We start from the raw sequence: 11,870 nt of genomic DNA, 5'->3' as shown, positions 1-11,870 counted from the left end.
CTAGGGGTACAGGGGCTTGTCCGGCCACATTCAAACCCGGTTCAGCGATGCGGCTGTAGGACTACGATCAACCCGGCGGTAACTCGCTGGAAAATTTTTCGAACGGGTGGCGCAGCTTCAGAAACCTAACTCGCTTCCCGCGCGTTTAACTATCGAACGTCCGGATTGTCCGGCTACCATATGGTAGCCAGATCGATCTGGAACTGTATGATTTTCAGGGAGATACTCGCATGAAATCGAACACAATTCGCCTGAACCGTCGCAAGCGCAGCGGATCGCACATCGTGATGGCCTTGGCTTTGGCTACCGGATTGGCTGTTGCCGCGACCGGTTTTGCCGAACCGGCTTATGCAGCGCAGAAGAAAAACAAGAAAGACGACAAGAAGGCTGATGCGCCGGAGTATTCCGACGAGTTTCGCGAACTGTATGCGCCGATTGCCAAATCCTACAACGAAGCGCCGGATAACCGTGCGGCCTTGGCTCCTCAGATCCCAGCACTGGTTGCTGCCTCGACTACCCCCGACGACAAAAAGGCCGCAGGCTCGCTGGTATATAATATCGGCGTGATTTCCGGTGATGAGGCCATGCAGAAGCAGGGCCTTACCATGGAGCTGGAAAGCGGGAAGGCAACGTCTGAGCGAACGGCGCAGCTGAATTTTCTGGCTGGCCAGAACGCATATCGTGCGAAAGACTTTGCAGGAGCGCGAACATATTACCAACGCGCGCTCGATGGCGGGTATACGGAAAACGATCCCGAAATGCTGATCGCGGAAAGCTATGTCGGTTCGCAGGAATTCCCCAAGGCGCTGGAATTCTATCGCAAGCGGATCAATGACCGGATTGCTGCAGGTCAGACCCTCGATCGTGAGACGATCCTGCGGGCGCGGACGATCGCCATGCAAGCTGATCTGGTGGACGATGCCACCGAATTTACCGAGTATATGGTGCGTTACTACCCCTCGACCGAAGCTTGGGGTGATGCGATCGCTATTCAACGCAATTATGGCAATTACGACAAGCCGGAGCTACTGGACCTGATGCGTCTGGCCGCTCGTACCGACAGCCTTCGTACCGAACGTGACTACATCGATTACATTGTTGCGGCCGACACGTTGCGCCAAGCCTCGGAAGTAAACCGGGTGGCAAAGCAAGGCGTTGCCGCAGGGCTTCTGCGGAATGACGATACGCTGGTAATGGACGTGCTGGCTGAATCCGATCGCCGGATGAAGATCGACAAATCCGAACTGGCGGGTCTGGAAGCAGATGCGCGCAAAGCTGGCTCCAAGGCGACGCTCGTTACGTCGGCGGGAGACGTCCTGCTCGGGATGGGTCGGCCAGCCAAAGCGGAAGAGTATTACCGTTTGGCACTCACCCGACCCGGCGTCGATACGCCGCGTGTCTTGACGCGCCTGGGTATCGCACAGCTCGACCAGGGCGACGTTTCCGGCGCAAACGAAACGTTTGCCAAGGTCGAAGGTGCGCGCAAGGCAATCGCCCGCCTGTGGGGCGCATATGCTGCGCAGGAAGCGGGCGGCACGCCTGCAGCGGCGGCGACCGAGGATGCGCTGTAACAGCGCAGCGATGAATGAAACGAAACGGCGTGAACGGTATTATAGTTCGCGCCGTTTTGCTTTTGGTTGGGTACGCTTGGGCTGGCGTTACTATCGCATCCGTTTCACATAAACCTGGTTGCCGTCTCGCCGTTCAATTTTGAAGTTCGCTAGGGATTCAAACAGTTCGGACAAGTTCTTGTAACCGTAATTGCGCACGTCGAAGCTGGATCTGTTGCCGGCGATCTGGCCCACTTGTTGCAACCGGGCAAAGCCGTTTTCGTCCCGGTCAGCCTCTTTGAATGCCGCGCCAATGAGATCCATGAGATCGTCATCATCCGTCGCGCGGCGATCTGCATAGCCATCTTCGGGATCATCGCGGGTGTTTGCGATCAATTGGCTGATATCGATGAAGCGTGTGCAAACTGCCTTGAAGGCAGCAGGCGTCTTGTTCTCCCCAAAACCGTAAACCACGATGCCGTCCTGCCTCAAGCGTGTGACGAGCGGTGTAAAATCGCTGTCCGAGGTCATCAGGCCAAACCCGTCCACTTTGCCCTGATACAACAGGTCTATTGCATCGATAGTCATTGCCATGTCGGTGGCGTTCTTGCCCTTTGACACATCGAATTGCTGCTGTGGACGAATGCCGAACTTGTTGGTGATCTTGTCCCAGCGGGCGAGGTTGTCCTTGGCGAAATTGCCGTAGGCGCGCCGGATATTGACCTGACCCAGTTCTGCCATGACGGTCAGCACCGGATCGATCCCCTGCGGTGTGGTATTGTCCGCATCTATCAGCAGGGCGATGTTCTTCAGGGTCTGGTCGGACATGGATATTTTTCCAATAATTGCAGGCTCAGGGCCGGGCGGCGCTGTTCAAGCTGGTGCGAATATACCTGATGCATTGTCGAGGACAGCAAGCTCGCCATCGGCAATCGCAAAATGTGCGCCGCGCAACACGAGCGACCCGGCGGCTTCTTTCTCCGCCACGAATGGGAAACTGCGCAAATTGTCGATGCTGATTTTGACTGCGGCCTGTTCCATTGCCTGCTCTGCCTCGCGCCCTTCGGTTCCCAGCGCGTCGCCGACGGCCCTTCCGGCAGGCCGCAGGAGACTGATCCAGTTCGCCACGAAACCACCTTCGCCCGGCGCGTTTCCGTCCAGCGACCCGGTCAGCGCAGCCCGGCAGCCACCGCACCGGCCATGGCCCAGAACCACGATCTGCTTTACGCCCAGCACCTGCACGGCAAACTCCACTGCTGCGGAAACCCCGTGCAGCCCGGGCGTGGTTTCGTAAGGCGGCACCAGGGCAGCGACATTACGGACGACGAATATCTGGCCCGGGTTCACATCGAACACCTGGGCTGGATCCACTCTGCTGTCGGAGCAGGCGATGACCATCAGTTCCGGTTTCTGGCCCGTCAGCGCGAGCTGGTCGAACCGTTCACGCTGCGCTGGATAGATCGTTGTACGGAAGCGCCTGTACCCTTCGACCAGCCTGGAAAACTCAGGCATCAGAAACGCTCCCCGCGCACGACCTCGACGTCACCTATCGTGAGCAGGAACCCCTGCGATGTCAGCAGCGGGGCGATCTCGGTAGTCAGTGCTTCGGCTTTTTCAGCGGAAGCGAGCGCGATCACGATCGATTTGGCCGAGGCTCCGGTAAAATCGTCGGAACTCCATTTGCCGGATGCACGCGATCCTCCCGCCGCCACCCGCACGATGCTGTATCCGGAAATACCGCTGCGCTCGATCATCTCGACCACGCGCGGCAACAACGCCGTGTCGGCAAGTATCTCAAGGCGTTTGCGGGTTACGGTATCCGGCATCGGTCAGCCCAGCATGTTTGCCATCGCGGCAAATAACGGGATGCCGACGACGATGTTGAAGGGGAAGGTCACACCCAGCGACATGGCGAGCGATACGCCCGGATTGGCCTCGGGCAGCGACAGGCGCATGGCGGCGGGCACCGCAATATAGGATGCGCTGGCAGCCAGTACGCCTAGCACTGCACTGTTCGCGACATTTAACCCGACCAGCGTACCGATAGCGACACCGATTGCACCATTCACAATGGGAAAGCCGATAGCGACCGCAACCAGCTTCGCCGTCAGTGCACGCGTTTCGAACAACCGCCGGGCGGCGACCAGGCCCATATCGAGTAGGAACACACACAACACGCCCTTGAACAGACCGGTGAACAGCGGCGACACCGGCTCATAGGCGGCAGGGCCGATAATCCAGCCGACCGCGAATGCCCCGAGGAGCAAGATGACGGAAGCGTTGGTGAGCACTTCATGCGCCAGGCCACCGCCCGGTCGGGACGTGGCAGCAGTGTTGGCGGTATCGCTGCCGCCGAACCGGCGGGCAAGCAGCAGGCCGGTAATAATTGCTGGCGTCTCCATCAAGGCCATAACCCCAACCATGAAGCCATCGCTGTCCAGCCCGCTGGACCGGTAAAGCTCCACCGCCGTGACGAATGTGACCACACTGACCGAGCCGTAATGGGCTGCTATCGCGCCTGCGTTGATGGCATCGGTGCTGACTGCGCGCAGTACGGCAAACACTGCAAATGGAATGAGGAAGGACAGTCCGATACCGGCAGCCGCTGCCGACAAAACCTGTGCATCCAGCCCGGTCTGGGCGATCTCGACGCCACCTTTCAAACCGATTGCGATCATCAGATAGATCGACATCGCCTTGGCGAATTGTTCAGGGATGCTGAGATCGGACCGAACCACGGCGGCAAGGAAGCCGAGTACAAAGAACAGCACCACAGGTGAAGTCAGCGTTTGCATCGCGGTCGATTCCATAACGCCGACCTATCGTGGTCGTGGCGCGCGGGCAATGTCCGCCGGTCCGCCCCTGTTGAAGGATTGCGCCTGGGTAGAGCGCAGGGGTTTTGCAGTGCCGCGTCCGTAATCAACTCAAGATCGCAATGCACGCCGCTTGCGGGCAGGACGGACGCCGCCTAAATGGGGCGCATGAACGACCTTTCGTCTACTCCGCCGACCGCGCAACGCCCCAACTCAGAACGGCCCGCCCGCCAGCGTAAGCCGGACTGGATTCGCGTAAAGGCGCCGGTCAGCGAAGGGTATCACGATACGCGCAAATTGATGCGCGAGCTGAACCTCAACACCGTGTGCGAAGAAGCTGCCTGTCCCAATATCGGCGAATGCTGGACCAAGAAGCACGCCACGGTGATGATCCTGGGCGATGTCTGCACGAGGGCCTGCGCCTTCTGTAATGTGAAGACCGGAATGCCCCGCATCGTCGATCCTCTGGAGCCGGAGCATACCGCTACCGCTGCGGCGAAGCTGGGCCTGCAACACATTGTGGTTACCAGTGTGGATCGGGACGATCTGCCGGATGGCGGGGCCAGTCAGTTCGTCAAGGTGATACAGGCGCTCCGCCGGGAAACGCCGAACACCACCATCGAAATTCTGACCCCCGATTTTCGCGGCAAGATGCGTCCCGCGGTTGAGGCGATTTGCGAGGCTGGTCCCGACGTCTACAACCACAATCTGGAAACTGTGCCGCGCCTGTATCCCACAATCCGTCCGGGCGCGCGATATTATGCGTCGCTGCGTTTGCTGGAGGAGGTGAAGAGCCACGATCCGATGATTTTCACCAAGTCCGGCATCATGCTGGGGCTGGGTGAGCAGCGGCTCGAAGTGCATCAGGTGATGGACGATATGCGCACCGCCGACATCGACTTCATGACCATGGGCCAATACCTGCAGCCGACACCGAAACATGCCGCAGTGGAGGACTTCGTCACACCAAAGGCGTTCGACGCATTCGGTTCGATCGCACGTGCCAAAGGCTTTCTGCAGGTAGCATCCAGTCCTCTGACCCGTTCGAGCTATCACGCCGGAGACGATTTCGCCCAAATGCGCGCTGCGCGGGAAGCGAAGCTAGCCAAGCAGATCCGCTGATGCCGGGTGTTCGTCAGAAGCGCAGCCTTCCCTACAGCTGCGAACAGATGTTCGATCTGGTGGCGGATGTAGATCGCTATTCCGAATTTCTACCCTGGGTCATTGCCACGCGGGTCCGGTCCGACGATTCTGCGGTGATGACCGCCGACCTTGTCGTGGGGTTCAAGGCCATTCGCGAAAAGTTCACCAGCCGGGTAGAGAAACAACGTCCGCACCGCATCACGGTTCATTACGTCGATGGGCCAATGCGCGATCTCGACAATAGCTGGACGTTTCGCCCGCGCGACGATGGCGGGTGCGAAGTGGATTTCTTGGTCGATTTCACTTTTCGCAACAGCGTGTTCGAAGCACTGGCGGGGCAATATTTCGACCGTGCTTTTCGCAAGATGGTAACAGCCTTCGAAGCGCGGGCAGACCACCTTTACGGCAGCAACAGTTCCAGCGCGCAAAGCGTAGCCTGAGCGCGAATTTCAGCGCGAGTCTTTCCGTCGAAATGTTTTAATTCGCCTTCGGGTTCGCCAATATCGCCGCGTTTTACGCGCGCGAAAACGACCGTTCCCACTGGTTTCAACTCTGTTCCTCCGCCGGGTCCCGCCACTCCGCTGATGGCGACCGCCACATCGGCGTTGCTGTTATCGAGCGCGCCCTTGGCCATGGCCCATACGCAAGCGATGGAAACCGCACCGAAGGTCTCGATGATGTCGCTCGCCACGTCGAGGCATTCCATTTTGGCTTCGTTCGAATAGGTCACGAAGCCGCGATCGAGGACTGCTGACGATCCGGGCACTTCGGTCACGGCCGCCGCGACCAGCCCTCCGGTGCAGCTTTCCGCAAGCACGACCCGCCGGCCATTCGCAGCGTTTTCTTGCACCACGCGTTCGGCCAGATCCTCGATGGCTTGCGGAAGCAGGGCTTCGGTCACTTTGTCCCAGCTGCCTTAGGGCTGGTCGCTTTGGTCTGCGCAGCTTTCCGAGCCTCGTCCTTATCGATTGCGGTGATCACTACGCCGAACAGATTTGCGACATTCTCCGCCGGTAGCGGTGCCAGTTGTGCCACGATTTTCTCCGCTATCAGGCAGTCTTTCGGGTTCAGTTCCTCGACGACCAAAGTGGGAATGAAGGCGTCTGCCATCGATTTCAGCGCCTCGTCGGGCAAAGCGGTTATAAATGCTGCGCTCGATTTGTCCTTGCTTGTAATGACCTTGACCAGCGTATCGCGCGCGACTGGCCACGATTTGTCCTTGCCAGCTGTATAGCGCTTGACCAGCGAGCTACCGTTGGTGGCGAAAAAGCCGTTGGATTGGAGGTGGGGTCTGCAGAAGTCGATCGTTCCTTGCATTGCAAGCGGAAGCGCATAGCGTGCGGTTGCAGCGTATTGTGCCTGTGTCGGCTTGGTTTCTTGTGCCGCAGCGGCGGTCGGCACCAGAGCGGCTCCAGCAAGTATGGCGGCGGCGATCATACGGTTGGACATTATGGTCGATCCTTTTCTTGAGCGATAAGCGTGGCGACGGCCTGGGCAGCAATACCTTCGGCGCGGCCGGTAAAGCCCAGTCTTTCGGTGGTGGTCGCTTTCACATTGATGAATTGTACGTCGCAACAGATAATTTGTGCGAGCCGTTGGGCCATGGCGACGCGGTGAGGGCCAATTTTGGGTTCTTCGCAGATTAGCGTCAGATCGATATTGCCGATATCATAACCGGCCGCGTTGGCCAGCGATACAGCGTGTGCCAGGAAGCGGTCAGAGGCAGCACCGGCCCACTGCGCATCTGAAGGCGGGAAGTGCTGGCCGATATCTCCCTGGCCGATCGCTCCGAGGATGGCGTCTACGATGGCGTGGATCCCGACATCGGCATCGCTGTGACCGGCAAGCCCGCGGTCATGGTCGAGCTTGATACCGCAGAGCCACAACTCTTCGCCTTCCATGAGCCGGTGGACGTCGTAGCCCATTCCGGTCCGGATCGCTCGCATGTTCGTCATGGGGACCGTCGCTGTTTCGAAATCTTCCGCCACCGTAACCTTGTGCAACGCTTCAGCACCTTCAACCGTCATTACTTTGCCTCCGGCGGCGGCGAGGACTTGGGCGTCATCTCCCGCATCCAACGCCCCCTGCCAAGCCGATTGCGCGGCCTTGATGGCGGATGCGCGAAAGCCTTGCGGCGTCTGGACCCGCCGCAAATCTTCGCGCTTGGCTGGCGGCCCCATCGCCTCACCCGCGGCGACCACGAGGCTGTCGACCACCGGCAGAATCGGGATTGCGCCCTCGTAGTTGTCGAGTGCTCTTACAATTCGCGCGGTTACTTCGGCAGGAAGTATCGGCCGCGCGGCATCGTGGATCAGTACGCGCTCCGCCGTATCGGGAAGCGCTTGGAGGCCGCGCTGGACCGAACCTTGCCTTGTGTCTGCTCCGGTCTGGAACAGCACGCCGTCAAGCCCCTTTAATGCATCTTGGGCAATAGCGTCGGTACCGGCCGGGATTACTACAATAACAGGCTGCGCCCCTTGCTCCTTCAGGGTCTCGACCGAATGCCGGACGAGCGGTTTGCCGCGCCACGGGGCAAACTGTTTCGGCACCGGCTGACCGGCGCGTAGACCCTCGCCGGCGGCCACGACAATCGCGGCGAACGAGGGGAGGGGGGTGACCGATGCCATTCCCTGCCGCTACCGACTTGCACGCGGACCCGCAATCACCTAGATGCTGCCTAAATTTCAGGCACTGCAAGACCATGACCCAGCTTCCCCCTCCTCCGGCGCTGAAGCCGATTGCCATCGGGCCGGTTACGATCCCGAGCCCGGTCGTGCTCGCGCCGATGACAGGCGTGACCGACATGCCGTTCCGCACATTGGTTCGCCGCTATGGGTCCGGTCTCAACGTAACCGAGATGATTGCCAGCCCGGCCATGATCCGCGAAACCCGTCAAAGCCTGCAAAAAGCTGCCTGGGACCCGTGCGAGGAGCCTGTATCGCTTCAGCTGGCTGGATGCTCCCCTGCCGAAATGGGTGAAGCGGCAAAACTGAATGCGGATCGCGGTGCGGCGATTATCGATATCAATATGGGCTGCCCTGTAAAAAAAGTGGTGAACGGCGATGCAGGCAGCGCCCTGATGCGCGACCTGCCTCTAGCCGCCAGCTTGATCGAGGCCACGGTTAATGCGGTCGACGTGCCGGTGACGGTCAAGATGCGGATGGGCTGGAACCACCACAGCCTCAACGCGCCGGAGCTTGCCCATATCGCTGAAGATCTTGGTGCGAAGTTGATCACGGTCCACGGCCGAACCCGGTGCCAGATGTACAAGGGCAGCGCGGACTGGTCCTTTATCCGTTCGGTCAAAGACGCGGTTTCGGTGCCAGTTATTGCCAATGGCGATATCTGCACGATCGAGGATAGCGCCGACGCGCTCGAACAGTCGGGTGCGGACGGGATCATGATCGGCCGCGGTGCCTATGGCAAACCCTGGCTGCTCGGACAGGTCATGCACTGGTTGGAAACCGGCGAACAGCGCGAAACGCCAAACTTCGACGAGCAGCTTGGCGTCTTGCTGGAACATTACCGCGCAATGCTCGACCACTATGGCGAAGCCGTCGGCGTCAAGGTCGCACGCAAACATATCGGTTGGTATACCAAGGGAATGCACGGCAGCGCCGAGTTCCGCAATCGCGCAAACCTGATCGAGGATGCGGGCGAAGTGCTGGGCGAGATCGAACGATTCTACGAACCCTTCCTGCGGCGGCGCGCTGCGTGACGCGGGCGGCAGGCGGGATGAGCCCTGCCAGCGAGGCCCGTCCGCCGATCGAGGCGCTGTTCGCCGGGCTGGTCTTCGCAGCCCTCCTGCTCGATGAAAACGGTTTAGTACGCGAGGCGAACCACGCTGCGGAAACCATGCTCGGCCGCAGTGCGGCGCGTATGATCGGCAGCGACATTTTTGAATTTATGCAGCTTGATAACGACCGCGTACGGGATGCGATGGCAGACCCGACCCAGCCTCTGGTAGCGCGGGATATTGGGCTGCGCGGTTCCGGCCAGCCAGTTGACGTCAACCTGACCGTTTCGCCGATTGCAGGATATGCAGGGTGGCGCGTCCTGACCCTGTCAGACGCCGGACAGGCCAGGATGTCCGGCAATTCCGACAGTCAGGCTCTGCGAGCGCCTGCGGTTCTGTCGCATGAAATCAAGAACCCGCTCGCTGCGATAAAAGGAGCAGCGCAGCTCGTCGAACGCAAGCTCGTCCCCGCAGACCAACCGCTCGCACAGCTCATCACAAACGAGGTGGACCGTATCGCTAGCCTGGTCGACCGGATGCAGCACCTCGGGCGGGAAACTGCGCAGCCGCTTGCCCCGTGCAACCTGCACGAGGCGATCCGGCGCGCTGTCGCGACCGTTCGCGCAGCGCAGAGACCTGCGGACGAGGGTGTGGAATTTGCTGAAGAGTTCGACCCTTCGCTTCCGTCGGTAGTTGCGAACCGTGAACTACTGGAGCAGGTGCTCATCAACCTCTTGTCCAACGCCCGCGATGCTTGTTGTGACCAGTCAGACGCCAAAGTGACCGTGCGCACACGTTTTACCGGCGGCATCGGCCTTAGCCAGACACGCGGCGGGACGGCGGTAAAACTGCCGATAGAAGCTGCCGTTATCGATAACGGTCCGGGCGTCGCCGCCGAACTACGCGATCACATCTTCGAACCATTCGTGACGTCCAAGAAAAACGGGCAGGGCCTTGGCCTGCCGCTCGTGCGCAAGCTGGTGCGCGATATGGATGGCCGCATCAGTCATCTGCGCGACGATCGCGCAGGTCGCACTGAATTTCGCATCAACCTGCAATCAGACTGAAGGAACACGATATGCCGGGACGCATCCTGCTGGTCGAGGACGACGCCGCCATCGCGACCGTCATCACCGCCGCCCTGCAGGGCGAGGGGCATACGATCGACCGGTGCGCCAGCATTGCCGAGCGTAACCGCCTGCTTGGCGAGGCCAGCTATTCTGCGATGCTGACCGATATTATGCTGGAAGACGGAGACGGACTGGCAAATCTTGCCGACGTGCAGAAGCAGAATCCCGAGCTTCCTGTCATTGTGCTGTCCGCGCAGAATACGCTCGATACCGCTGTGCGGGCGAGTGATCTGGGGGCCTTCGAGTACTTCCCGAAACCGTTCGACCTGGATGAATTGACACGCGCGGTGGAGCAAGCCGTACAGTCTGCGCGAGCGATGGACGTTGGAGGCCAAGACGAGAGTCACAGTGCAAGAGTGGACGAGGGCGGCGAACAAATCGATCCGTCGCTGCCACTGGTCGGGCGGAGTCCGGCGATGCAGGGCGTTTTCCGGATGATCACCCGCGTTCTGCGTAACGATCTCACAGTCCTGATCCTTGGCGAGAGCGGCACGGGCAAGGAGCTTGTCGCGCAGGCAATCCACGACCTGGGCCATCGCCGCACCGGCCCGTTTGTGGCTGTCAACGCTGCCGCCATCCCGCGTGAGCTAATCGAAAGCGAGCTGTTCGGCCACGAAAAGGGCGCATTTACCGGCGCTACCGGGCAGGCAATCGGGAAGTTCGAACAAGCGAGCGGCGGCACGTTGTTTCTTGATGAAATCGGCGACATGCCTGCGGAGGCCCAGACACGGCTGCTGCGCGCCCTGCAATCCGGCAGCATCCGCCGTGTTGGCGGCAGGCAGGATGTTCAGGTCGATGTACGAATTGTGGCTGCTACCAATCGCGATCTATCTTCCATGGTCGTAAGCGGGCAATTTCGCGAAGACCTTTATTACCGCTTAGCCGTAGTGCCGGTACAACTTCCCCCTTTGCGAGATCGCAGGACCGACATCCCCGACCTCGTCAGCTTTTTCCTCGCCAATGCCGCGCGTCAGGGTTTGCCGCAGCGCGGTATCAGCAAGGCTGGTCTGGACTTGCTGAAGGCGCTCGACTGGCCGGGCAATGTCCGCGAATTGCAGAACATGGTTATGCGACTGGCGCTGATGTCGCGCGACGAGACGATCGACGCACAATGCGTGAGGGACGCGCTCGAAGCGATGCCAGGCCATGCGGGGGCTGACGCTGCGGCGCCCGATTATGAGGCTGCCTTGCACCACTGGTTGGCCGAGGCTCGCCCTGCTGACGGCACGCTTTATCACAGTGCGCAGGCAGCCTTCGAAAGACCGCTGTTCGAGCACGCACTTGAGCAGACTTCGGGCAATCAGTTAAGGGCCGCTCAACTGCTCGGCATTAATCGCAATACGCTACGCAAACGCCTCGACGATCTGGAAATCGATCCTGACAGGTTCGCCCGCCGACGGGCCAATTAACCATTCGACCCGAATGTGGGCCGTCTGGACCCCAGCGCCGATGCGGATACGCAAAAAGGCTTGCAAATTGGCAACAGTAATTGTGTAAA

13 protein-coding genes are annotated in these 11,870 nt (G+C 60.0%); 6 read left to right on the top strand and 7 right to left on the bottom strand.

Translation table 11 applies throughout. From position 1 onward, the window contains the following. The first annotated feature begins 230 nt into the window (after positions 1-230). On the top strand, positions 231-1,571 hold the full coding sequence (locus HME9302_RS05825) for a tetratricopeptide repeat protein (RefSeq protein WP_115366236.1): 1,341 nt from the start codon (positions 231-233) through the stop codon (positions 1,569-1,571). Positions 1,572-1,661: 90 nt separating this feature from the next. Here HME9302_RS05825 and HME9302_RS05820 read toward each other — a convergent pair whose 3' ends face one another. Genes HME9302_RS05820 through HME9302_RS05805 form a run of 4 tightly spaced genes read right to left on the bottom strand, consistent with a single transcriptional unit; the run spans position 1,662 to position 4,360 of the window. Further along, positions 1,662-2,378 (bottom strand): NYN domain-containing protein, encoded by a 717-nt coding sequence (locus HME9302_RS05820; RefSeq protein ID WP_115366235.1) that lies wholly within the window; start codon positions 2,376-2,378, stop codon positions 1,662-1,664. A 45-nt stretch (positions 2,379-2,423) separates the two neighbouring features. Beyond that, positions 2,424-3,062 carry a carbonic anhydrase gene (locus HME9302_RS05815; protein ID WP_115366234.1) on the bottom strand — a complete coding sequence of 213 codons (639 nt, stop codon included), beginning with the start codon at positions 3,060-3,062 and terminating at the stop codon, positions 2,424-2,426. Next, positions 3,062-3,376 carry a P-II family nitrogen regulator gene (locus HME9302_RS05810; protein ID WP_115366233.1) on the bottom strand — a complete coding sequence of 105 codons (315 nt, stop codon included), beginning with the start codon at positions 3,374-3,376 and terminating at the stop codon, positions 3,062-3,064. The genes HME9302_RS05815 and HME9302_RS05810 overlap by 1 nt, the downstream gene beginning before the upstream one ends. Before the next feature lie 3 nt (positions 3,377-3,379). Further along, entirely contained in the window at positions 3,380-4,360 is a 981-nt protein-coding gene (locus tag HME9302_RS05805; protein WP_115366232.1) for a sodium-dependent bicarbonate transport family permease, read from the bottom strand. Positions 4,361-4,531: 171 nt separating this feature from the next. On the opposite strand from HME9302_RS05805, the gene lipA reads away from it, so the two are divergent. Next, on the top strand, positions 4,532-5,485 hold the full coding sequence (gene lipA / locus HME9302_RS05800) for a lipoyl synthase (RefSeq protein WP_115366231.1): 954 nt from the start codon (positions 4,532-4,534) through the stop codon (positions 5,483-5,485). Beyond that, positions 5,485-5,946 (top strand): type II toxin-antitoxin system RatA family toxin, encoded by a 462-nt coding sequence (locus tag HME9302_RS05795; RefSeq protein ID WP_115366230.1) that lies wholly within the window; start codon positions 5,485-5,487, stop codon positions 5,944-5,946. The genes lipA and HME9302_RS05795 overlap by 1 nt, the downstream gene beginning before the upstream one ends. On the opposite strand, the gene HME9302_RS05790 is transcribed toward HME9302_RS05795, so the two are convergent. The 3 genes from HME9302_RS05790 to HME9302_RS05780 are packed head-to-tail and all read right to left on the bottom strand — an operon-like array spanning position 5,907 to position 8,133. After that, positions 5,907-6,407 (bottom strand): CinA family protein, encoded by a 501-nt coding sequence (locus tag HME9302_RS05790; protein ID WP_115366229.1) that lies wholly within the window; start codon positions 6,405-6,407, stop codon positions 5,907-5,909. The genes HME9302_RS05795 and HME9302_RS05790 overlap by 40 nt on opposite strands. After that, positions 6,404-6,955 carry a hypothetical protein gene (locus HME9302_RS05785; protein WP_115366228.1) on the bottom strand — a complete coding sequence of 184 codons (552 nt, stop codon included), beginning with the start codon at positions 6,953-6,955 and terminating at the stop codon, positions 6,404-6,406. Before HME9302_RS05785 ends, HME9302_RS05790 begins: the two co-directional genes overlap by 4 nt. Then, the gene (locus HME9302_RS05780) at positions 6,955-8,133 is read right to left on the bottom strand and encodes a bifunctional 2-C-methyl-D-erythritol 4-phosphate cytidylyltransferase/2-C-methyl-D-erythritol 2,4-cyclodiphosphate synthase (protein WP_115366227.1); all 1,179 of its coding nucleotides are present in this window, start codon (positions 8,131-8,133) and stop codon (positions 6,955-6,957) included. Before HME9302_RS05780 ends, HME9302_RS05785 begins: the two co-directional genes overlap by 1 nt. 74 nt (positions 8,134-8,207) lie before the next feature. Here HME9302_RS05780 and dusB point away from each other — a divergent pair, with 74 nt between their 5' ends. From dusB to ntrC, 3 genes are read left to right on the top strand one after another with little or no spacing between them, the layout of a single operon-like run. Beyond that, positions 8,208-9,224 (top strand): tRNA dihydrouridine synthase DusB, encoded by a 1,017-nt coding sequence (gene dusB / locus HME9302_RS05775; protein WP_115366226.1) that lies wholly within the window; start codon positions 8,208-8,210, stop codon positions 9,222-9,224. Next, positions 9,221-10,309: a two-component system sensor histidine kinase NtrB gene (locus HME9302_RS05770; RefSeq protein ID WP_230079888.1), complete on the top strand. Its 1,089-nt coding sequence runs from the start codon at positions 9,221-9,223 to the stop codon at positions 10,307-10,309. Before dusB ends, HME9302_RS05770 begins: the two co-directional genes overlap by 4 nt. Before the next feature lie 11 nt (positions 10,310-10,320). After that, entirely contained in the window at positions 10,321-11,781 is a 1,461-nt protein-coding gene (gene ntrC, locus HME9302_RS05765; protein WP_115366225.1) for a nitrogen regulation protein NR(I), read from the top strand. The last annotated feature ends 89 nt before the right edge of the window (positions 11,782-11,870 follow it).

The organism is Alteripontixanthobacter maritimus (assembly GCF_003340475.1).
GTDB classification, from domain to species: domain Bacteria; phylum Pseudomonadota; class Alphaproteobacteria; order Sphingomonadales; family Sphingomonadaceae; genus Alteripontixanthobacter; species Alteripontixanthobacter maritimus.
The sequence above is the reverse complement of the archived record's forward strand: the minus strand, read 5'-3'. Positions and strand labels throughout refer to the sequence as shown.

What these genes read in the sequence shown, in the direction of transcription:
- HME9302_RS05825 (WP_115366236.1), top strand. Translation starts at nt 231, where the DNA reads ATGAAATCGAACACAATTCGCCTGAACCGTCGCAAGCGCAGCGGATCG.
- HME9302_RS05820 (WP_115366235.1), bottom strand. Translation starts at nt 2,378, where the DNA reads ATGTCCGACCAGACCCTGAAGAACATCGCCCTGCTGATAGATGCGGAC.
- HME9302_RS05815 (WP_115366234.1), bottom strand. Translation starts at nt 3,062, where the DNA reads ATGCCTGAGTTTTCCAGGCTGGTCGAAGGGTACAGGCGCTTCCGTACA.
- HME9302_RS05810 (WP_115366233.1), bottom strand. Translation starts at nt 3,376, where the DNA reads ATGCCGGATACCGTAACCCGCAAACGCCTTGAGATACTTGCCGACACG.
- HME9302_RS05805 (WP_115366232.1), bottom strand. Translation starts at nt 4,360, where the DNA reads ATGGAATCGACCGCGATGCAAACGCTGACTTCACCTGTGGTGCTGTTC.
- lipA (WP_115366231.1), top strand. Translation starts at nt 4,532, where the DNA reads ATGAACGACCTTTCGTCTACTCCGCCGACCGCGCAACGCCCCAACTCA.
- HME9302_RS05795 (WP_115366230.1), top strand. Translation starts at nt 5,485, where the DNA reads ATGCCGGGTGTTCGTCAGAAGCGCAGCCTTCCCTACAGCTGCGAACAG.
- HME9302_RS05785 (WP_115366228.1), bottom strand. Translation starts at nt 6,955, where the DNA reads ATGTCCAACCGTATGATCGCCGCCGCCATACTTGCTGGAGCCGCTCTG.
- HME9302_RS05780 (WP_115366227.1), bottom strand. Translation starts at nt 8,133, where the DNA reads ATGGCATCGGTCACCCCCCTCCCCTCGTTCGCCGCGATTGTCGTGGCC.
- dusB (WP_115366226.1), top strand. Translation starts at nt 8,208, where the DNA reads ATGACCCAGCTTCCCCCTCCTCCGGCGCTGAAGCCGATTGCCATCGGG.
- ntrC (WP_115366225.1), top strand. Translation starts at nt 10,321, where the DNA reads ATGCCGGGACGCATCCTGCTGGTCGAGGACGACGCCGCCATCGCGACC.